The 20,538-nt window shown below is 70.2% G+C and carries 17 protein-coding genes, 2 tRNA genes and 1 pseudogene; 15 read left to right on the forward strand and 5 right to left on the reverse strand.

The window, feature by feature from the left end; all coding sequences use genetic code 11:
• Both AC3A46_RS12565 and AC3A46_RS12570 read right to left on the reverse strand, forming a co-directional pair.
• Window positions 1–1,127 (reverse strand): annotated as a pseudogene (locus tag AC3A46_RS12565) (hypothetical protein); the annotation flags it as partial.
• A 153-nt stretch (window positions 1,128–1,280) separates the two neighbouring features.
• Window positions 1,281–2,567 carry a right-handed parallel beta-helix repeat-containing protein gene (locus AC3A46_RS12570; RefSeq protein WP_487665537.1) on the reverse strand — a complete coding sequence of 429 codons (1,287 nt, stop codon included), beginning with the start codon at window positions 2,565–2,567 and terminating at the stop codon, window positions 1,281–1,283.
• Window positions 2,568–2,662: 95 nt separating this feature from the next.
• Here AC3A46_RS12570 and recO point away from each other — a divergent pair, with 95 nt between their 5' ends.
• The 5 genes from recO (at window position 2,663) to AC3A46_RS12595 (ending at window position 6,814) form a co-directional block, all read left to right on the forward strand.
• Window positions 2,663–3,406 (forward strand): DNA repair protein RecO, encoded by a 744-nt coding sequence (gene recO / locus AC3A46_RS12575; RefSeq protein WP_487665484.1) that lies wholly within the window; start codon window positions 2,663–2,665, stop codon window positions 3,404–3,406.
• Window positions 3,403–4,215, forward strand: a complete 813-nt coding sequence (locus tag AC3A46_RS12580; protein ID WP_487665485.1) for an isoprenyl transferase — start codon at window positions 3,403–3,405, stop codon at window positions 4,213–4,215. The genes recO and AC3A46_RS12580 overlap by 4 nt, the downstream gene beginning before the upstream one ends.
• Before the next feature lie 91 nt (window positions 4,216–4,306).
• Window positions 4,307–5,053 carry a hypothetical protein gene (locus AC3A46_RS12585; protein ID WP_487665486.1) on the forward strand — a complete coding sequence of 249 codons (747 nt, stop codon included), beginning with the start codon at window positions 4,307–4,309 and terminating at the stop codon, window positions 5,051–5,053.
• Window positions 5,053–6,069 carry a hypothetical protein gene (locus AC3A46_RS12590; protein WP_487665487.1) on the forward strand — a complete coding sequence of 339 codons (1,017 nt, stop codon included), beginning with the start codon at window positions 5,053–5,055 and terminating at the stop codon, window positions 6,067–6,069. The genes AC3A46_RS12585 and AC3A46_RS12590 overlap by 1 nt, the downstream gene beginning before the upstream one ends.
• Before the next feature lie 64 nt (window positions 6,070–6,133).
• Window positions 6,134–6,814: a DsbA family oxidoreductase gene (locus tag AC3A46_RS12595; protein WP_487665488.1), complete on the forward strand. Its 681-nt coding sequence runs from the start codon at window positions 6,134–6,136 to the stop codon at window positions 6,812–6,814.
• Between the two features lie 62 nt (window positions 6,815–6,876).
• Here AC3A46_RS12595 and AC3A46_RS12600 read toward each other — a convergent pair whose 3' ends face one another.
• Entirely contained in the window at window positions 6,877–7,380 is a 504-nt protein-coding gene (locus tag AC3A46_RS12600) for a glutathione peroxidase (RefSeq protein WP_487665489.1), read from the reverse strand.
• Window positions 7,381–7,447: 67 nt separating this feature from the next.
• Here AC3A46_RS12600 and dusB point away from each other — a divergent pair, with 67 nt between their 5' ends.
• The 6 genes from dusB (at window position 7,448) to AC3A46_RS12630 (ending at window position 13,556) form a co-directional block, all read left to right on the forward strand.
• Window positions 7,448–8,623, forward strand: coding sequence for a tRNA dihydrouridine synthase DusB (gene dusB, locus AC3A46_RS12605; protein WP_487665490.1), 1,176 nt, complete (start codon window positions 7,448–7,450; stop codon window positions 8,621–8,623).
• A complete protein-coding gene (locus AC3A46_RS12610; protein ID WP_487665491.1) occupies window positions 8,613–9,968 on the forward strand; it encodes a deoxyguanosinetriphosphate triphosphohydrolase in 1,356 nt (451 codons plus the stop codon). Before dusB ends, AC3A46_RS12610 begins: the two co-directional genes overlap by 11 nt.
• Window positions 9,968–11,833 carry a DNA primase gene (gene dnaG, locus AC3A46_RS12615; RefSeq protein WP_487665492.1) on the forward strand — a complete coding sequence of 622 codons (1,866 nt, stop codon included), beginning with the start codon at window positions 9,968–9,970 and terminating at the stop codon, window positions 11,831–11,833. The genes AC3A46_RS12610 and dnaG overlap by 1 nt, the downstream gene beginning before the upstream one ends.
• Before the next feature lie 50 nt (window positions 11,834–11,883).
• On the forward strand, window positions 11,884–12,672 hold the full coding sequence (locus AC3A46_RS12620) for an ATP-binding cassette domain-containing protein (RefSeq protein ID WP_487665493.1): 789 nt from the start codon (window positions 11,884–11,886) through the stop codon (window positions 12,670–12,672).
• A 77-nt stretch (window positions 12,673–12,749) separates the two neighbouring features.
• Window positions 12,750–12,822 (forward strand) — tRNA-Asn (locus AC3A46_RS12625).
• Window positions 12,823–12,887: 65 nt separating this feature from the next.
• Window positions 12,888–13,556, forward strand: coding sequence for a hypothetical protein (locus AC3A46_RS12630; protein WP_487665494.1), 669 nt, complete (start codon window positions 12,888–12,890; stop codon window positions 13,554–13,556).
• A gap of 38 nt (window positions 13,557–13,594) precedes the next feature.
• Here the strand turns inward: AC3A46_RS12630 and def are convergent, their stop codons facing one another.
• Window positions 13,595–14,161 (reverse strand): peptide deformylase, encoded by a 567-nt coding sequence (gene def, locus AC3A46_RS12635; protein ID WP_487665495.1) that lies wholly within the window; start codon window positions 14,159–14,161, stop codon window positions 13,595–13,597.
• Window positions 14,162–14,203: 42 nt separating this feature from the next.
• Between def and AC3A46_RS12640 the strand changes: the two genes are divergently transcribed.
• From AC3A46_RS12640 to nagE, 3 genes are all read left to right on the forward strand, one after another.
• Entirely contained in the window at window positions 14,204–15,301 is a 1,098-nt protein-coding gene (locus AC3A46_RS12640; RefSeq protein WP_487665496.1) for a DMT family transporter, read from the forward strand.
• A 27-nt stretch (window positions 15,302–15,328) separates the two neighbouring features.
• Window positions 15,329–15,402: transfer RNA gene (locus AC3A46_RS12645), tRNA-Ile, on the forward strand.
• Window positions 15,403–15,588: 186 nt separating this feature from the next.
• Window positions 15,589–17,529, forward strand: a complete 1,941-nt coding sequence (gene nagE / locus AC3A46_RS12650) for an N-acetylglucosamine-specific PTS transporter subunit IIBC (protein WP_487665497.1) — start codon at window positions 15,589–15,591, stop codon at window positions 17,527–17,529.
• Window positions 17,530–17,584: 55 nt separating this feature from the next.
• Here the strand turns inward: nagE and AC3A46_RS12655 are convergent, their stop codons facing one another.
• Complete coding sequence (locus AC3A46_RS12655; protein WP_487665498.1) at window positions 17,585–19,591, reverse strand: DUF262 domain-containing protein; 2,007 nt, start codon at window positions 19,589–19,591, stop codon at window positions 17,585–17,587.
• A 164-nt stretch (window positions 19,592–19,755) separates the two neighbouring features.
• On the opposite strand from AC3A46_RS12655, the gene AC3A46_RS12660 reads away from it, so the two are divergent.
• Window positions 19,756–20,529 carry a hypothetical protein gene (locus AC3A46_RS12660; protein ID WP_487665499.1) on the forward strand — a complete coding sequence of 258 codons (774 nt, stop codon included), beginning with the start codon at window positions 19,756–19,758 and terminating at the stop codon, window positions 20,527–20,529.
• Window positions 20,530–20,538 lie beyond the last annotated feature (9 nt).

Raw genomic sequence — 20,538 nt, forward strand, 5'->3', positions numbered from 1 at the left:
TCGGCCGGGACGGGCTCCGCGGGTGCGGGCTCCGCCGGTGCGGGCTCAGCCGGGGCGGGCTCCGCCGGTGCGGGGGGCTCGGGCGCGGGGAGGATCGACGCGTCCACGCCCCGGCTCTCACCGGGCGACAGCGTCTCGGCCATGAGCCCGCCGCGGTGGCCGGCGCCGAGCGCGTGTCCGACCTCGTGCCGCACGACGGTGAGGAGGTCCATGCGTGACCAGCCCCAGCCGGCGGCGTCATCGTCGATCACGATCGTGCGACCGGATGCCTCGCCGAGGCGGCCGTCCGGCAGCGAACCGACGGACGCGGTGATGCCCGAGACGTCCGCTCCGGTGTTCGCCCACTCGCCCAGGACCTGCGCCAGGGCGCCTGCGAGAGCGCCCGCGCCGAGGAACTGGTCGGGGCCGACGGGGTCGCCGGGCGCGCTGGACGCGGTCATGGGCTGCGCGGCGTCGTCCTCCCCGGCCGCAGGCGGCGCGGTCGGCGTCGGTGTCGGCGTCGTCGTCGGCGTTGGTGCGGGCGGGGGCGTCGTCACTCCCGCGCCGTCATCGCCCGAGATCGTCGCATCGCCGTTCTCCATCGGGCACGAGATCGACGCGGGCTGCCCGTTGGTCCCACCGACAGTGGTGCACTGACTCGTCGAGAGCGCCTTGGCAAGCGCCGCGAGCGCCTCCTGCAGCTTCGCATCGGCTTCCGCCTGGGCCTGCGCGGCCTGCTGGGCCACGGCCAGCTCCGTGACGTACGCACTCTGCTCCGTTTGCACCACGCGCTCGCGACGAGCCGCCTCCGTGCGCCGGTCCTCTTGAGCGGCGAAGACGGAATCGAGCGCTGCGCGAGCCTCGTCGCGGGGGAGCACCTGGACGACGACGACCTCGGCGTCGCGCAGGTGGATGATCTCGGCCGGGGTCTGCGCGGGAATCGTTGCGGGAGCTGTCTGCGCCACCGGCGCTCGCTCGACCGCGGGGGGCTCCGGGGCGGCGGCATGTGCGGGTGCGACGCCGGCGACGACGAGAGCGACGCTCACGAGGGCGGCGATGGCGGCGGAGCCGGCACCGTGCGCGCGCCGAAGAGCGGCGCTCTTGCGCGCACTCGATTCAGCGGCCCCCGACGGCACGATTCCCCCCACGCCTGACCCCACCACCCGAAGTGGGGTCGACGTCGCCGAGTATGGCACCGACCTCTGATCGCGTACAAGCAAAATCCTCAAACACCTGGACTTCTACGGCGTGTCGCGAAAGCTCGCCGGCGTGTCGCGAAGCTGTCGCCGGGGTCTTGGCTCTCAGGAGCCGCCCTGGCTCAGCGCGCAGGAATTCGGTCCCATCGTCGGTGCGGCGCCGCTGGAGACCACGATGCCGAACGGCACGTCTTGGCAGGCCACGCCGCCGATCCATCCCCCCGACTCGCCCCCGAGGATCACGGCCGCAGTGGTCGCGCCGCCGATGTCCATCCCGTCCACCGTGGGAGCCGCGGAATCGTCCGTCTGCAACGCGACCGACCCGCCGCTCGCAGTGGTCGACAACAGTGTCGGCGAGGCGGTGCCGGCGATCGCGACCCCGACCGTGTTGTCGGCAAACGTGCTCGAGCGCACCGAGCCGCTGGTCGCGTCCATGAACAGCAGTCCCACCTCGCCGTTGCCGGCGAACCGGGAGGCTTCGATGCTCACGCGGTGCCGGCCGGTCACCGCGAGGCCCGCCCACGCGTTCCGCTCGAACAGGGTGTCGGTGACCTCGAGCGTGGTCTGCTCGCCGGTGATGTCGTCCGCGCCGGCGGAAAGATACACGCCGGCCCCGCCGATGCCGTCGGCGATGGTCGCGCCTGCCACCCGCGCGCCGCTCAGCACGAGCGAGGCCCACGGACCGGCGACGACGGCCGATGCGGGATCGGCACCCGCGACCTCGACAGTCAGGTCGACCACCTGCACCAGGCCGGTCGCGGCGATCAGGACGGCGGCGTCGGACGCCGAGGAGCGCAGGACGGTGGCGTCCCGACCGGCGCCGCGCAGCGTCACGCCGTCGAGGAGGACGATGGTGTCGTCCGCCTCCACCGTCCCCGCCGGCAGTACGAGGGTTCCGCTTTCGGGGATCTGCGAGATCACCTCGGCGAGATCCTCGCCGGCCTCCAGCGTGCGCTCCGTCGTGTCCGCGGGGATGCGGCCGAGCAGCGTCGCCGAGACCCTGCGCCAGACGGCGGTCGCGATCGCGCCCTCGGGACGCACCTCGTCGAGCCCCGTCTGCAGGGCGTCCTCGAACCGGTCGGCGTCGCAGCCGAGGCGTTCGCGTGTCTCGCGCGCCGCGGCGACCGCGGCGGAGAGCGGGTCGCCGGACCCGTCGGCGTCAGGCGTTGCGCTCGGCAGCGGCTCCGGCGATGCCGTCATCGATCCGTCGGGACCCAACGGCCCTTCATAGCCGGCCACGACACCCGCGACCGCGTCCGAGACGGCGGCGGCCGCCGCGTCGCATTCCGCCAGACGGGTGTCTTCGGTGGGCGTCGGTCCGGGCGTCTCCGCGGCGGTGCACCCGCAGAGCAGCACGACCAGGCCCAGGACGGCGGCGGCACGCGGCAGCATCACATTGCGGAGCCTAGCGGCATGCCCGACGCACGGCCCGCGCCACCCGCGGGCCGTGCCGCCCGATCCGACGGGTACGCAGGGATAATTGACCCGTGCCCACCTACCGCGATGAAGTCGTGGTCCTGCGCACCCACAAGCTGGGGGAGGCCGACAGGATCGTGACGATGCTCAGCCGCCGTCACGGCAAGCTGCGCGCCGTCGCGAAGGGGGTGCGGCGCACATCGTCGCGGTTCGGCGCACGCCTCGAGCCCTTCATGGTCGCCGATGTGCAGCTGTACCAGGGGCGCTCGCTCGACATCGTCCAGCAGGCCGAATCGCTCGGCTCCTACGGCGCCGAGATCGTCGCCCACTACGACCGGTACACCTCCGCGCACGCCATGGTCGAGGCGGCCGATCGCCTCAACGAGGCCGAGGCGACGCCCCAGCAGTACCTGCTCCTCGTCGGAGGGCTTCGCGCGCTCTCACGGGGCGAGCACGCCTCGCGCAGCGTCCTGGATTCCTACCTGCTCCGCGCGATGGCACTGTCGGGCTGGGCGCCCGGCCTCGGCGAGTGCGCGCTCTGCGGTCGCCGCGGCCCCCACGACACGTTCGTCGCCCAGCAGGGAGGCATCGTCTGCCGCGACTGCGCTCCCACCGGAGCCGCCCGCGTCGACGCCGCCACGGTGTCACTCCTGCAGTCGCTGATGACGGGGGAGTGGGACGTGGTGGATGCCGCGGCACCGGGGTCGACCGCCGCCGCCTCGGGTCTCATCGCGGCCTACGCGCAGTGGCATCTCGAGCGCGGCATCCGTTCGCTCTCCCACGTCTCGGCAGCCCCGCAGGAAGGCCCCAGGTGACCCCGAAGCCCTACACGCACCGCGACGCGGTGCCGTACCGCCCGCTCGACTGGACCGGCGTCTACCCGCCGGAGTACCCCCGCGGTGCCGTGCCGAACCACGTGGCCATCGTGATGGACGGCAACGGCCGCTGGGCCAATCGCCGGGGTCTCACCCGCATCGAGGGACACAAGGCGGGCGAGGTCGCGCTGCTGGACGTCGTGGCCGGCGCCATCCAGGCGGGCGTGAAGCATCTCTCGGTCTACGCGTTCTCGACCGAGAACTGGTCGCGCTCGCCCGAAGAGGTGCGCTTCCTCATGGGCTACAACCGCGACGTGCTGCACCGTCGGCGCGATCAGCTCAACGAGTGGGGCGTGCGCATCCAGTGGGCCGGCCGCAAGCCGCGCCTGTGGGGGAGCGTCATCAAGGAGCTGCAGTTCGCGGAGCAGCTGACCGGCGGCAACGACGTGCTGACCCTCACGATGTGCGTGAACTACGGCGGCCGCATCGAGCTCGTCGACGCGATGCGGTCGATCGCCGACGACGTCGCGGCGGGGCGGCTCAAGCCGTCGGCGGTGTCGGAGAAGCTGATCCAGCGACGCCTCTACCGCCCGGACATGCCGGATGTCGACCTGTTCCTGCGGTCGAGCGGCGAGCAGCGCACGTCGAACTTCCTGCTGTGGGAATCGGCGTATGCGGAGTTCGTGTTCCTCGACACGCTCTGGCCCGACTTCACGCGAGAGGACCTGTGGCACGGCATCGACGCCTACCTCGGACGTGATCGCCGATTCGGCGGCGCTGTGGACGCCCCGGACGCCTCCACGTCCTGATGGCACGCCGGCGTCCGACGGGGTATCCAGCGAGCCCTCGCGCCCTCATCATTGACGTGAGCCGCGTATGCGGCCGGTCAGGAGGCGCGTCATGGCGCTGTCAGGGCCTCGGGTGGGCCTCGCTGCAATCCTGAGCCTTTTCGCGGCCTTCGCCCTGGTGGGCTGCGGGACGCCGGTGACCGTCGAGGACGCGGGACGCACCACCCCGGCAAGCCCTTCCTCCTCCGCGGACGCCGCGGACGAGGCCACCGCCGAAGGGGAGACCGACACCGGCGGCGGAGACCCGGGGCAGCCGGAGTCCGACGGCGGAGAGGATCCCGCCCAGGACCGTGTGCGCACCGGCCCCGTCGCCCAGTACGGCGGACCCGCCTACGGCGACCAGGGCACTGCCGAGGTCCTCGAGCCGGGGGTGTGGTGCAAGACCATCGCGGTGTTCTGGGGCGGCGAAGAGGTGCCGGACGGCGTCAGCTTCACGTTCGAGAACGCGGTGACCGATCGACCCGGCCTGCGGGTCGACGGCGGCGTTTGCGGAACCCGCGGCGCGGACCGCTCCTGCCTGGGCATGCTCGTCGCGGCGAACGAGTCCGGCATCTTCTGCAGCCTCGTCCTCCGCCCCGGCGGCGACTTCCAGGACGGCACCGCCATCACCTTCCGGGGCACGCTCGAGTGCCCCACCGCCGAGATCTGCGACGAGGTCGCGGTGCGCGAGGTCGACCCGGGACCCCCGATCATCGTCAACGACCCGGAGTCGTCCGCCGAGCAGGACCAGGAGCAGGTCGAGGACCCGGAGCAGCGGCCGCAGCCCTCCGATACGCCCACCACAGAGGGGGACGGCTGATGGCAGCTCACCCGTCTGCCGCAGCGGCGCCCGAGCCTCCGGCCGCGAGAGCAGCGGACGCCGCGGACCACGGCGCCCCCGCACCCGCCGGGCCCTCCGCACCGACGGCCGAGGAGCCGCTGCGGGTCGACCCCGGGCTCGGCTTCGAGAAGTGGATGGGCTTCCTCTCCTCCTTCGTGGCTCCGCTCACCCTGGTCACGGCGCTGCTCTTCTACTTCGGCTATGTGTCCACGCGCGAGTTCTTCCGCTACTTCGGCGTGGACGTCGACATCATCGGGCTGAGCTCTCAGGAGTTCGTCATGCGCAGCCCCGGCGCGCTGTTCATCCCGGTGATGGTGCTCACCCTGCTCGCCGCCGCCGCGATCCTCGGCCATCGCGCTCTGCGGAAGCGACTGCTGACGCAGGAGCGCCCCGCGCAGCGGCGGGTGATCGGCATCCTCGCCTGGACCGGGATCGGCTTCATCCTCGCGGGCCTCGTCCTGGCCTTCCTCGTGCCGTTCCTGCCGGGGTGGACGTACGGCCAGCTCCTCACCCCGCTCTTCCTCGCGATCGGTGCGGGGCTCGCGGCCTACGCCTCGGCCACCGTGCGCGCCCTCGACCGTTCGAGCGGCGGGCGCGGCGTGGTCGTGCTCCTCGTCCTCGTGATGATCGCCGGTACGTTCTGGTCGACCGCGACCATCGCGCAATGGTGGGGCCTCGGGCAGGCCCGCGCCCTCGCCGCCGATCTCACGACGCTTCCCGCCGTCGTGCTCGACACCCCCGAGCGGCTCTACCCCGGCAACGACGCCATCACCTTCCAGCAGCTCGGGCAGGAGGCATCCGTCGAAGATCCCGCAGCCCCGCCGCAGACGTTCGCGTACCGCTACTTCGGTCTGAGACTGCTCGCGCAGGGCGGCGGACGCCTCTACCTCGTGCCCGACGCCTGGTCGCCGGATGCCTCGACCCTGGTGGTGCCGTACGACGATGTGCGGGTGCGATTCCGGTTCGTGCCCGACGCCGATCCGCCGGTTCCCTGAGCATCCGCACCGGACCGACGCATTCGGCGGAATAGATGCGCGGACGTGCGCGGTTGTCCTCAGCATGACGGACGCCATCAAGATCGACGTGTGGAGCGACATCGCCTGCCCCTGGTGCTACATCGGCAAGCGCAACCTCGAGAACGGACTGGCCGCGGCATCCGCGGACGACGACGCCCCCGCTGTGGAGGTGACGTACCACTCGTTCGAGCTGTCGCCCGATACGCCCGTCGATTTCGAGGGCGATGAGCTCGACTTCCTCGCGAAGCACAAGGGCATGCCGCGCGACCAGGTGCAGCAGATGCTCGAGCGCGTGACCGGCGTCGCCGCCGACGCCGGGCTGGAGTACCGGTTCGACCTCCTCAAGCACACCAACACCGTGAAGGCCCACGAGCTCCTGCACTTCGCGAAGGAGCACGGCCGCCAGCACGAGCTGGCCGAGCGCCTCATGGCCGCGTACTTCACCGAAGGGCGCCACCTCGGGCGGCAGGACGAACTGGTCGACCTCGCCACCGATGCCGGACTCGACGCAGACGCCGCCCGGGAGTCCCTCGAGAGCGGCCGCTACCTCGACGCGGTGCGTGCCGACCAGGCGCAGGCCACGGCCTACGGCATCAACGGGGTGCCCTTCTTCGTGATCGACGGCAAGTACGGCGTGTCGGGTGCGCAGCCCGCTGAGGCCTTCGCGCAGATCGTGCGGCAGGTGTGGTCCGAGCACCGCGAGCCCGCCGACGTCGACGCCTGAGCCTCCGAACGAGAACGGGCCCGCCGCGATTCGTCGCGGCGGGCCCGTGGGATGTCTACGGGTCAGCGGGGCAGATTCGCCTCGATGACCTCGACGATCGCCGGGTCGTCGGGCTTGACGTTCGGACGGAAGCGGTGGATGCCGCCCTCCGGCGTCAGGACGAACTTCTCGAAGTTCCAGACGATCGGGCCCTTCTTGCCCTCGGCATCGCGCGACTTCTTCAGCGCCTTGTAGACGGGAGCGGCGCCCGGGCCGTTCACCCGGACCTTGTCGAAGACGGGGAACGTCACACCCCACGCGACCGAGCAGTATTCGAGGATCTCGTCCATCGATCCCGGCTCCTGCCCCATGAACTGGTTGCAGGGGAAGCCCAGCACCGTGAAGCCGCGGTCGGCGTACGCGCGCTGCAGCTGCTCGAGCTGCTCGTACTGCGGAGTCAGGCCGCACTTGGACGCGACGTTGACGACGAGGAGCACCTGGTCGCCGTACTCGGAGAGGGTCGCGGTGCCGCCGTCGGCGGTGGTGAAGGGGATCTCGCGCAGGTCGGTGATCGTGGCCTCGGTCATCCCCCCAGGCTAAGCCCTGTGCACAGGGGCGCGGCCGTTCAGCCAAGGGACGGATTCCTGTAAGAGAATGGAACGCGTGACTACTGCCCTCGCCCCCGCGCCGACACTGCGCATCGGGCCCATCGCACTCGACGCCCCCGTGGTGCTCGCGCCGATGGCGGGCATCACGAACACCGCATTCCGGCGCCTCTGCCGCGAATACGGGGCCGGCCTCTACGTCAGCGAGATGATCACGACGCGCGCCCTCGTCGAGCGCAACGCGACGACGATGCGCCTGATCACCCACCACGAGTCCGAGACGCCCCGCTCGATCCAGCTGTACGGCGTCGATCCCGCGACGACGGAGGCCGCGGTGCGCCTGCTCGTCGAAGAGGATCGCGCCGATCACATCGATCTGAACTTCGGATGCCCCGTCCCGAAGGTGACCCGCAAGGGCGGGGGAGCGGCCCTCCCGTGGAAGCTCGGCCTGTTCCGCGACATCGTGACGCGCGCCGCCCGCGCCGCCGGTGACGTCCCCCTCACGGTGAAGATGCGCAAAGGCATCGACGCCGACCACCTCACCTACCTCGACGCCGGGCGCATCGCCGAGGACGCCGGAGTGGCCGCCGTCGCCCTGCACGCCCGCACCGCGTCCGAGTTCTACTCCGGTCAGGCGGACTGGTCCGCGATCGCCCGGCTCAAAGAGACGGTCACCAGCGTCCCGGTGCTCGGCAACGGCGACATCTGGTCGGCCGACGACGCGGTGCGCATGATGGACGAGACCGGGTGCGACGGTGTCGTCGTCGGTCGCGGCTGCCTCGGGCGTCCGTGGCTGTTCGGCGATCTCGCCCGCGCGCTCGGCGGCCCCGGCGCCGCGCCGGCCGAGCCGGTCGACGCGACCCTCGGTTTCGTGTCGCGCGCGTTCCGCCGTCACGCCGAGCTGCTCGTCGAGTTCTTCGAGGACGAGGACCGCGGCTGCCGCGACATCCGCAAGCACGTCGCGTGGTACTTCAAGGGCTACCCGGTGGGCGGCGAGCTCCGCGCGAGCCTCGCCACCGCATCGAGCCTCACCGAGATCGACGACCTGCTCGCCACCCTCGACGCCGATGCTCCCTACCCGGGCGCGGCCGCCGAAGGCCAGCGAGGGCGCGCCGGAACCCCGAAGCGCCCCGCTCTGCCCGACCGCTGGCTCGAATCGCGCGAGCTCAGCGCCGAGGCCACCACCGCCATCGCCGAAGCGGAACTCGACAACAGTGGCGGGTGATCTGGCCGGCGCGTCCGAGCGCCCGATGGGCTACGACGACGCCGATGCCGCCCGCTTCCATGCCGAGCGCCACCGCTCTCAGCGCGACGACTTCGCGCGCGACCGCGCGCGTGTGCTGCACTCGGCCGCGCTGCGCCGGCTGGCCGCGAAGACCCAGGTGCTGAGTCCCGCCAGTCCCGCAGACTTCGCGCGGAACCGCCTCACCCACTCGCTCGAGGTCGCCCAGGTCGGCCGCGAACTGGCGACGGCCCTCGACCTCGCCGCCGATGTCGTCGACACCGCCTGCCTCAGCCACGATCTCGGACACCCGCCCTTCGGCCACAACGGCGAGCGGGCCATGAACGAGTGGGCCGAGGACGTCGGCGGCTTCGAGGGCAACGCGCAGACCCTGCGCATCCTCACACGGCTCGAGCCCAAAGTGGTCGACGACGGGCGCAGCTTCGGACTCAACCTCACGCGGGCGAGCCTCGACGCCGCCTGCAAGTACCCGTGGACGGTCGATCACCCGCTGCCCGATCCCGGCGGCCGGCTCAAGTTCGGCGTGTACCCCGAAGACGAAGAGGTGTTCCGCTGGGTGCGCGAGGGCGCACCGGGCCGGCTCCGCTGCATCGAGGCCGAGGTCATGGACCTCTCCGACGACATCGCCTACTCGGTCCATGACTTCGAGGACGCGGTCGTCAACGGCTACCTCGACCCGGCGCGCCTGGTCGACCCGCGCGAGCACGAATGGCTCCTCACCGCGATCCAGTCGTGGGTCGGCTTCGACTTCGCCCGCGACGAGCTCGAGGACGCGCTCTTCCGGCTCACCCGCATGCCCGAGTGGATCGATTCCTTCGACGGCACCCGCGCCGCGCTGGCGCGGCTGAAGAACCTCACCTCCGACCTCATCGGCCGCTTCGCGCGCGCCGCGACGACGGCGACACGCGAGTCGTACGCGACATCCGTGCTCACCCGGTATCGCGGCCACCTCATCGTGCCCCGCATCGTCGAGGCCGAGATGGCCGTGCTCAAGGGCATCATCGGCGCCGCGGTCGTGTCGATCGAAGGTCGCAAGGACCTCTACAAGGAGCAGCGACGCGTCCTCAAGCGCGTCGCGACAGCCCTGTGGGAGCACCCCGACGCGCTCGACGCGCTCCACGCCGAGGACTTCGCAGCGGCCGACACGGATGCGGCGCGCCGCCGTGTGATCGTCGACCAGGTCGCCAGCCTCACCGATCAGCTCGCGATCGCGTGGCACGGAGCGCTCGTGGGACCTGTGGACGCAGCATCCGTCGGCGTCTGGGCTCCCGGCGCACGGCCCATGGACACCGCCTCCCGCGCCTTCCGCGCGTCCGAGGCGCGCTGATGGCGGGGCGGATCCGCCAGGCGGACGTCGACGAGGTCAAGGCGCGCACGAACATCGCCGACATCATCGGAGAGCGGGTCGCCCTCAAGTCCGCCGGCGTGGGGTCGATGAAGGGGCTCTGCCCGTTCCACGACGAGCGCAGTCCGAGCTTCAACGTGCGCCCCCAGGCCGGCTTCTACCACTGCTTCGGCTGCGGCGAGTCCGGAGATGTGTACTCGTTCCTGCGTGCAATGGACCACGTGACGTTCACCGAGGCCGTCGAGCGCCTGGCCGGCCGCATCGGCTACGCCCTGCATTACGAGGACGGCGGCGCGGCCCCCGAGCACACGGGTCGCGCCCGCCTCTATGCGGCGAACGCCGCGGCCGCGGAGTTCTTCCGCGCGCAGCTCATGACGCCCGAGGCCGACATCGCGCGACGCTTCCTCGGTCAGCGCGGCTTCGATGCCGGCGCCGCGGCCCACTTCGGCGTCGGATTCGCCCCGAAGGGCTGGGAGGGCATGACAAAGGCGCTGCGCACCCAGGGCTTCACCGACGAGGAGCTCTCGTCCGCGGGCCTCGTGTCGCAGGGGCAGCGCGGCGTGTACGACCGCTTCCGCGGACGAGTGGTCTGGCCCATCCGCGATGTGACCGGGCAGGTGATCGGGTTCGGGGCGCGGAAGCTCTTCGACGACGACAACGGCCCCAAGTACCTGAACACGCCCGAGACGACCATCTACAAGAAGGCGCAGGTGCTCTACGGGCTCGACCTCGCCAAGCGCGAGGTGTCCCGCCAGCATCAGGTCGTCGTGGTCGAGGGCTACACCGACGTGATGGCGTGCCATCTCGCGGGCATCACGACCGCGATCGCGACCTGCGGCACGGCATTCGGCTCCGACCACATCACGGTGCTCCGGCGCGTGATGGGCGACGACTCCACGGCCGGCGAGGTCGTGTTCACCTTCGACCCGGACGCCGCGGGACAGAAGGCGGCGCTGCGCGCCTTCGCCGACGCCAAGCGGTTCAACGCGCAGACCTACGTCGCCACGGGTCCGGAAGGACTCGATCCGTGCGATCTGCGCCTGGCGCGCGGCGACGGCGCCGTGCGGGGGCTCCTGGAGACGAAGGTGCCGATGGTCGAGTTCGTGCTCGACCAGCGCATCTCGGGCTACGACCTGCGCAGCGTCGAAGGGCGTGTCGGCGCGCTGCGCACCGCCGCACCTGTCGTGGCGGAACTGCGCGATCCGCTGCTGCAGCCGGAATACGTGCGAGTGCTGGCCAGGCGACTCGGCATGGACACCGAGGACGTCCGCCGCGAAGTCGAGCGGGCGGGCCGCAGCAGCAGCGGCGGCCGGCGCGACGCCGGGCCCGGCGTGGCCGAGCCCGCGGATCCGCCGGTCGACGACGGCGCTCTGCGCGTGACGCTCGCAACCCTGCCACGCACCCCGGAGGTCGGGCTGGAGCGAGGCGCGGTGATGGGCGTGCTGCAGTTCGGCCATCGCATGGACCCGTCGCTCGTCGCGCGCGCCCTCGATCTGCCGTTCCGGCACCCGGCACTCGATGCCGTGCGCATCGCCGTGCGCGACGCTGCCGGCATGCAGCGGCCCGGCTGGGCCGTGGATGCCGTCGCCACCGTCCGCGAGCCCTACCGGTCGCTCGCAGCGGAGTTGCTCGCCGCCGATTTCCCGGCGCTGAGCGACGACGAGGCGGTCTCTTCGGCGAGCGACCTCGCGCGCAGGCTGGTGATGCGCGGGTTCGACCGCGAGAAGGCGGAGCTGCTCGGAGCGATCCAGCGCGTGCCGGCGGAGTCGGAGGAAGGCCGCACCATCCGGCTGCGCCTGCGCGAGCTCGACGCCCAGCGTCAGGCCCTCGCGGACGAGGCGTCCTGATCCGGTCCCGTCGGCTGGCGTCGACGCCTGTCACCAGGCAGGATGAGGAGATGGCTCACCGGCGAGATGCGGATGTCGCGATCGACTGTTCGGATCTGTCGATCGCCCGTTCCGGTCGCGGCGGTCCGTCGCAGCGCGTCGTCGACGGGGTGTCGTTTCGACTGCCGCACGGCGGCATCCTGGCGCTGATGGGCCCGACAGGCTCCGGCAAATCGTCGCTTGCCGCGGTGCTGGCCGGCGCCGATGAGCCCGGCCTCGCCGTCGTGGGCGGCCGCGGCATCGTCGAAGGCGTGGCGGTGCGGCGTCCCGGCCGCGCCCACCGCTACCTCACGTACTACGCCGGCTACGTCCCGCAGGCCGCGGGCGCCCACCTTCCGGCCCGTCTCACCGTCGCCGAGGTGATCGGCGAGCCGATCACCAGTCGCGACCGGCACGTCAGCGCGCGCGCGCTCGCGGTGCGGGTGGCGTCGCTGCTCGACGAGCTCATGCTGCCCCTCGGCGCCGCGCCCAAGTACCCGTACGAACTGAGCGCGGGCATGCGCCAGCGCGTGGCGCTCGCCCGAGCCCTCGTGCTGCAGCCCCGCGTGCTGATCGCCGACGAGCCCTTCGCCAACATGGACGTCGAGGTGCGCAAGGCCGCACGTGAAGCGGTGCTCCGCCGTCGACGCGAACTCGACATGGCCGCCCTCGTCGTGACCAACGAGCCGGAGGTCGTGAGCGAGCTGGACGCGGACGTCCTCGTGCTGCGCGCGGGCCACGCCGTCGCCTTCGGGCACGGCACCGAGGATCTTCTGTGGACGCCGGACGGGCAGGCCGATCGACGCATCGTCCACTCCTGATTTGGCCCCGCGTGGTCATGAGCACGGCTCGAGCTTTGCTAGTATGGACTGGTTGCCCGCGCGAGAGTGCGGAACATTCCTCCATAGCTCAATTGGCAGAGCAATCGGCTGTTAACCGATAGGTTCTTGGTTCGAGTCCAAGTGGGGGAGCGAAAGCCTCGGGGCTCCACCCCCGAGGCTTTCTCCGTCTCCGGGGATCACATCGAGGAGTGCACATGGCGGCTCGCGCGAAGCCTTCGCCGCGTCTGGCCGTCGAAGGCGGCGTCCCTGCGCCGGCGCCCGTCTATCGCTCGGTCCCCCTTCTGATCGCCCTCGCCGTCTTCGGCGGCGCCGTGCTGTGGGTCGGGCTCGTGGTGCTGTTCGGCGGGGAACCCTGGATGTTCCCGGTCTCCGCACCGGCGCCCTGGCTTTTCCTCGCGATCGTGCCGTCGATCATCGCGATCCTGCTCGCCGTCCGGGGGATCGTGCTGTGGTCGCTGCTGTCCGCCATGGCGAGCCTCTGGCTCGTTCCCACGGGCATCGCCACGATCGCCGTCGTCCTGGTCGCCCTCTGGACCGTGCGGGGCATCCGACGGCAGTGGGCCGCCCACGATCTCGATTCGGTGATCGCCACCGCCGCCGCGCACGATCTCCCGGTGCTCGTCGTGCAGCATGTCGCGGGCAAGCCCGGTGCGCGCAGACGCACCGACACCACCCAGGTGCAGGTGCGCGACGTCGACACCGGAGAGCTCTCCACCGCTCGCGTGTGGGGCCCGATGCGCATCGGCACGACCCTCGTGCGGCAGGGCATGAACGTCATCGCCCAGGCGCCTCCCGGAGCGGATGCGGAGCTGCGCCGGTGGGTCGAGCGCCAGAACCGCCGGAGCATGGCAGCCTCCGCCTGATCGCCGCCGGGTCTTGGGGTCGGAAAGGGCGAGCCGACTCAGGCGTCGATCTGGTCGACGCCCGGCGTCCACGAGCTTCCGGGACGCCCCCATCCCCGCTTGCGCGCGAGCTTCTGCACGGTCTTCCAGTCGCCGTCGTCGAGACGGTCGACGTAGAGGATTCCGTCGAGGTGGTCGAACTCGTGCTGCATGATGCGCGCCCGCCAGCCGTCGACCTGGACGCGGACCGGGTCGCCCTCGAGGTCGGTGCCGGTCACCAGCACTTCGTCCGACCGGCGCAGCGGGAACCGCTCGCCGGGGAACGAGAGGCATCCCTCGGACTCCTCGTCGGGGTCGGGCGCACCCGGTTCGAGCGGCCTCATCCAGAGTTCGGGGTTGATGATCACGCCCCGCCAGGGCGTACCGTCGTCGTCGGCGTAGTTGTACGTGTAGATGCGCAGCGGCACGCCGACCTGCGGGGCCGCGAGGCCCACGCCGGGAGCGGCATCCATCGTCTCGAACATGTCGGCGACCAAGGTGCGGATCTCGTCCGTGATCTCTTCGACGGCGGACGCGGGGGAGTGCAGGACGGGATCGCCCATGATGCGAATCGGGAGAACAGCCACGCCTTGAGCCTATCGACCGGTGCCTGCGGCTAGTGTCGATGTGTGGTGTGGACGGCGGTTGAGCTCGAGGACGTAGGCGATCAGCTCGTCGGCGCGTTCCAGAATCCCGGAATCCTCATCGGCATCCCGCTGGCGCTGCTCGGCGCGATCTTCATGTCGTTCGGCGCCCAGTACCAGCACCGCGGAGTGACGAAGGTCGAGCGTCTCTACGGCTCGCAGGGGAACGGCGGGCTGGGCGCGAACCACCTGCTGAAGCTCCTCTCTCGACCGTCCTGGGTGATCGGGACCGTCATGCTGGGGCTCGCGATCGTGTGCCAGCTCTCGGCGCTCGCGTTCGCGCCGCTCATCGTCGTGCAGCCTCTGGGGGCGATCGCCCTCGTGATCACGACGCTGCTGAACGCCCAGATCAGCGGGCACAAGCCCACCAGACGTTCGCTGATCGCGATCGGCGCCTGCGTGGGCGGCATCTTCATCTTCGTGACCATCGCGGCGCTGTTCGCGACCGAGAAGCCGGTGTCGAACGGTCAGCTGATCACGATCCTCGTGATGCTCGGGATCGTCACCGTCGTCTTCGCGGGCCTGTGGATCTGGCTGCGCTCGCGCATGGGCGCACTCTTCTACATCATCGCCGCCGGCGTCATCTACGGCTTCGTCGCGACGCTGGCCAAGGTCGTGATCGTGCGCATCCAGTCGCAGGACTTCGACTGGCTCACTTTCACGTGCCTCGCCGCGCTCATCGCGGGAGCCATCGTCGGCGCGTACTTCGTGCAGAACGCGTACGCCTCCGGGCCGCCCGACCTCGTCGTCGCCGGCCTCACCGTCATCGACCCGATCGTCGCGATCTTCATCGGCCTGACGGTGCTGCAGGAGGCGGCCGGCGCACCGGTGTGGGTCTACATCTCGTTCGCGATGGTCGGCGCTGTCGCGGTGTGGGGCGTATTCCAGCTCGCCCGCCATCATCCCCAGGTGCTGAGCGAGAGTCAGGAGCTCCCGATCCAGCGGGGAAGCGCCGGAGGGGCGATGGATGCTGCGCACCCGCGCACCGGATCCGTCAAGGTGACCGAGGCGGTCGCCAAGGTGTGGCCCGAACCGCCCGTCAAGGACCCCGCGGACGAGCCCGGGGGCACGGCGGGCAGGTAGGCTCGTCTCCGCGCGCCAGACGCGCACGGGGCGGTGGCCAAGCTGGTCAAGGCAGCGGGCTCATAACCCGACGATCGTGGGTTCAAGTCCCACCCGCCCTACGCATCGAGGTCCGTCGCAACCCACGGGGTTGCGACGGACCTCACTTCATCCCCGGCGCGGATCGCGGGTCGACAAGAAATTCGTTCATACCCCTAACTTTCGGAGGGGGACCCAGTGACGCGCGACGCGGTTTGGCTGTAGCGTCAGCGGCAGCAACTGTCCCTCGCGCCTTTTGGAGGCGAACAATGAAGTTCTTGCAGAGGCTCGGCAGGTCGATCATGCTCCCGGTGGCTGTGCTTCCGGTGGCTGCGATCCTGTCCGGCATTTCGTACTGGATCAGCGACGGCGGGAAGAGTCCCAACATCGCCTCGGCCTTCCTCGGCGCGGCGGGCGGATCGCTGCTCGACAACATGGCGCTGCTGTTCGCCGTCGGCATCGCCCTCGGCATGGCGCAGAAGTCCGACGGAACGTCAGCCCTGGCGGGGCTGGTGTCGTGGCTCGTGGTCACGACGCTCCTCAAGCCCGAGACGGTGGCGCTGTACACGGGCGTGGCGGACGTCAACGAGGTCGACCCCTCGTTCTTGAAGGTGCAGAACGTCTTCGTCGGCATCATCTGCGGCCTGATCGGCGCATTCTGCTACAACCGCTTCAAGGACACGAAGCTGCCCGATGCCCTGTCGTTCTTCTCGGGCAAGCGTTCGGTCGCGATCGTCACCGCCGGCATCTCGCTCGTCGTCGCCATCGCGCTGTACTTCGTGTGGCCGTGGGTGTACGGCGGACTCGTCACCTTCGGTGAGTGGATCGTGACGCTGGGAGCCTTCGGCACGGGGATCTACGGCTTCTTGAACCGGCTCCTCATCCCTGTCGGCCTGCATCACGCGCTCAACTCGGTGTTCTGGTTCGATGTCGCCGGCATCAACGACCTCAACAACTTCCTCTCCGGAGAGGGCACGTATGGCGTCACCGGCCAGTACATGACCGGGTTCTTCCCGATCATGATGTTCGGACTGCCCGGCGCCGCCCTCGCTATGTATCTCACCGCGAAGACCACGCGCAAGAAGCTCGCCTACGGCATCCTGTTCGCCGGCGCGGTCTCGTCGTTCTTCGTGGGCGTGACCGAACCTCTCGAGTTCGCTTTCATGTTCCTGGCGCCCGTGCTGTACGTGACCCACGCGCTCTTCACCGGCATCTCGATGGCGATCAGTCAGCTTCTGCCGGTGCGCATGGGCTTCGGGTTCTCGGGCGGCTTCGTGGACCTCGTCCTCAACTGGATGAACCCGATGGCCCAGAACCCGTGGCTCATCCCCGTGATGGGTGTGTTCTGGTTCTTCATCTATTTCGGGGTGTTCTACTTCTTCATCAAGCGGTTCAACCTGAAGACGCCCGGCCGCGAGGATGACGACATCCTCGGCGAGGGCACCGAGTACGACACGCACGCCGCGGACGACAAGTACCTCATCACCGGCAGCCGCTTCATCGACGCGCTCGGAGGCAAAGAGAACATCCTCGAGCTCGAGAACTGCGCGACGCGCCTGCGGATGGAGGTCGACGACGTCAGCAAGGTCGATGACACCGCCCTAAAGCGCGCGGGCGCGGCGGGCACGATGAAGCCCGGTGGCAAATCGGTGCAGGTGGTCTACGGCACGAACGTCCAGTTCGTCAAAGACGCGATGGAGCAGATCATTGCGGGCGAGGTGGTAGCCCCGACCGGTGCTGCGCCGGAGCCGGCCATCGCACCCGCTGCGGCCGGCACCGCGGTCCTGACCGGCACTCACGCCACGACGACCGTCAGGCTCCGCCAGCCGCTCGAGGGTGAGGTCGTGCCGCTGACGGCGGTGCCCGACCCGACGTTCGCGCAGGGGATCATGGGCCCGGGCGTCGCGATCGAGCCGACCGGCGACACGGTGGTCGCGCCCGCTGACGGCACCATCGGCGCCACGTTCGACAGCAGCCATGCGGTGGCGCTCGTCCTCGACGACGGCACCGAGCTGCTCATCCACGTCGGCATCGACACGGTCGGCATGAAGGGCGACGGCTTCCAGACCCTCGTCGAGAAGGGCCAGAAGGTCACGGCGGGAACGCCGCTCCTGCGCTTCGACCTCGCGAAGATCCAGGCCGCCGGGCACCCCGCGATCACGCCGGTGATCGTGCTCAACAACGAGAACGCCGCCGTCACCTTCGAGTGACGCCGGCGTCCCATGAACGGGACGGATGCCTCGGGGCGAGGCATCCGTCCCGTTCTCACATCGCGTTGCCGATGTAGGAGTACTTCACGAAGACCTCGGAGGCGAGCCCTGCCTCTTCCAGCACGCCCTGCACGGCGCTGAGCATGTAGCTGGAGTCCCAGCCCATGTAGAGCGAGTGCTCGTCGTCGAGACGGTCCCACTGGCCGTTCCAGGACTGCGCCGTGTAGACCGGACCACCCCGGCGCGCGCTGTACGCCAGGACCGACTCTCGGGAATCCGCCCACAGCCGCTTGAAGACGCGGTTGAAGAGGTACTTGACGTCGGGCACCTCCCAGTGCTCGCCGCAGTACTCGACATACGACCACTCCCGGTGCCATCCGGGAGGCCATCCACGACGGCGGACGGCGTCGAGGATCGGGGTGAGGCCGTCGTCGTCGATCGCCGGACCGCCCGGACGCTTCCAGATCTCGACGAACCGGCCGGTGAGCTGCGCCGAACGGTCCGCGATCGCCGCCGTGCCCCAGGACGGGAGCGCAGCGAGCTCGGCGGTGGTGGCGACGGCGCTGCGCGCGTAGAGGGCCTGCTTCTCGGGGAACGAGCGATCGAGAGCGCGGAGGGCGAGATCCTCCTCGAGGACGGTGAGATTGCCGATCGTGTTCGCGAGGGCGCGATGGCTGTTCTGCTCGTCGTCGGTGTAGGACGCCCACTCGCGCACACCGTCGCCCGACCAGCCGTCACCGGGGGCGAGCGGGAAGATGTGCTCGACGTCGAGCCCGCCCGCGCCGTCCACACCCGCGATGCGGCCGAGGACGTAGGCCGCGTGGGGGAGGTCCGAGTACTTCAGGGCGACCGCGATCCGCTCGTCGGACGGCGTGATGCGCGAGATCGCCGCGACGAGCGCTCCGGCACTCTCTTCGCGCGCGCGGCAGAGGCGCGCGACCAGGCGATCCACCCCGGTGCCGACCACCGCTCGGCGCACGAGCAGCGACTGCACCATCTCGAGCGTGTCGATCAGCCCGTCGCGCCCGAGCGACCCCAGCTCGAAGTCGCGGTACGCCCGCATCACGAGCGGGTACATGCCCGTGCCGAAGGTGCCGAGGTAGGCGAGGTGACGCGTGATCTCGGCGTCCGGCGCCTCTTTGGGCCGCAGCAGGATGCGGTACACGCGGGAGAGCTCTCGCCATTCGTCGGCGTGGCTCAGGAGTGCCTCGAAGTCGAGCCGCGGGAACTCGTGACGGAAAGCGTCGTACACGCCGCGGCCGCCGACGACGGTGACCTCTCGGCCTGTCCGCATGACGAGGTACTGCCGCCAGAACTCCGCGATCGAATCGCCGGTGTTCTGCTCGATCGCCTGCCAGTAGTCAGCCTCGATCTGCCGCTGCTCCGAGTGGTTGAGGCCCATCAGCACGTAGTTGTGGATGAGCTCGTGGTCGCGCAGCGGCTCGCCGGTCGAGTTGAGGCTCTCGAAGATTTGCTGGGCGTTGGCGCCGGCACCGAGCGTGATCGCCACGTGCTCGAGCTTCTGGAGCCCTCGCCAGATGTGAGGAGCCTCCTCGAGGCTGATCTGGCTGCGGAAGAACGCGTAGTTGTCATCGAACCGCGAATCACGGTGCTCACCCGCCGCGAGCGGGAGATCGAGCACGACGCGCTCGAACACCGCAGCCCATGCGCGGTGCGGGCGCAGCTTCGTGCGCGTCGCGTCGTGCGAATGGACGAGCACGCGCTGCAGCTGATCGGCGAGGTCTGGATCCGCCTCGCGCACGGTGTGATGCAGGGCGGCGACCAGCAGCATGAGGGTCGTGGTCCGCTGCTGCCCGTCGATCAGCACGAGTTCGGCGTCGGGCCCCTCGCCGCTCGCCGACGAGAGGATCGAGCCGATGAAGTGCATCTGCCGATCGTCGAGATCCGCCACCGCACGAATGTCGGAGAGGAGCTGTTCGCACCCGCCGATGTCCCACCGGTACTGCCGCTGATACACCGGGACGACGATCGTCCAGTCCGAGGCGGAGAGCCAGCCGATGGTATTGACAGCAGTGGCATCGACGTTCGTGGCAGTGACCATGGCCCGTCCAGTCTAGGCCGGGCTTCCCTGCTCGAAGCGGGCGCGCGACGGCCGCCGGTTATTCACGGCGGGGGCTTCGGGGCCGTTCAGACCCCCGAGGTAGGCTTGCCTAAGTTGAGCCTGTTAAAACGTGCTGGCTCACTGACCGAAAGGCATGATTCGTCATGGGTTACATCAAGTCCGCCGCTCTCGAAGAGACCGGCTTCGTGGTGCTCGACTCCTACAACGAGGAGATCGACCCGCAGGAGTGGCTGTCGATCGAGTACGTCGACTGGAAGTCGTCAGGCGACACCCGCTTCGCGCCCCTCGCGTCCGCCAAGGGCGAGATCGAGTGCAACGGGTTCTGGAACCACACGCCGCCGCGCACCGACAAGGACGGCGTCTGGATCCCCGAGCAGACCGAGAAGGCGCCGACCCTGACGCGTCGCGCACAGGAGCCGGGCGCGAACGTCGGTCGCTGCCGCATCATCGAACTGCAGCCCAACACCTACGCCGACGCACTGTACAACCTCCACCAGGACGACAACAACCGCCTCAACCCCGACGGCACCGGCTGGGTCGTGCGCGGCTTCTTCAACCTCACCGACGACAAGAACACCTACTTCGTGCTGCGTGAGAACCGCACCGACCCGAGCATCGAGTACCGCGTGGCGCTTCCCGCCGGCGCCCAGCTCATCGTCGACACGCAGCGCCTGTGGCACGCCGTGCACCACGACGGCACCGAGCCGCGCTACTGCCTCATCACCTCCTGGGAGTCGGGCCCCGAGCTCGACGCGTACATGGAGAAGTACCACGCCGTGCCGACCGCGCCGCAGTTCGAGGTCGCGCAGGAGGTGCTCGACGCCGGTCAGGCCGAGCAGGCCCGCCGTGACGCCGCGCGCGCCGCGTACTACGCCGCCAAGGGCAAGGCCGAGGTCCAGGCCATGAGCGAGGCCTGAGCACGGCAC

The organism is Microbacterium sp. Soil_C_42, assembly GCF_057656735.1.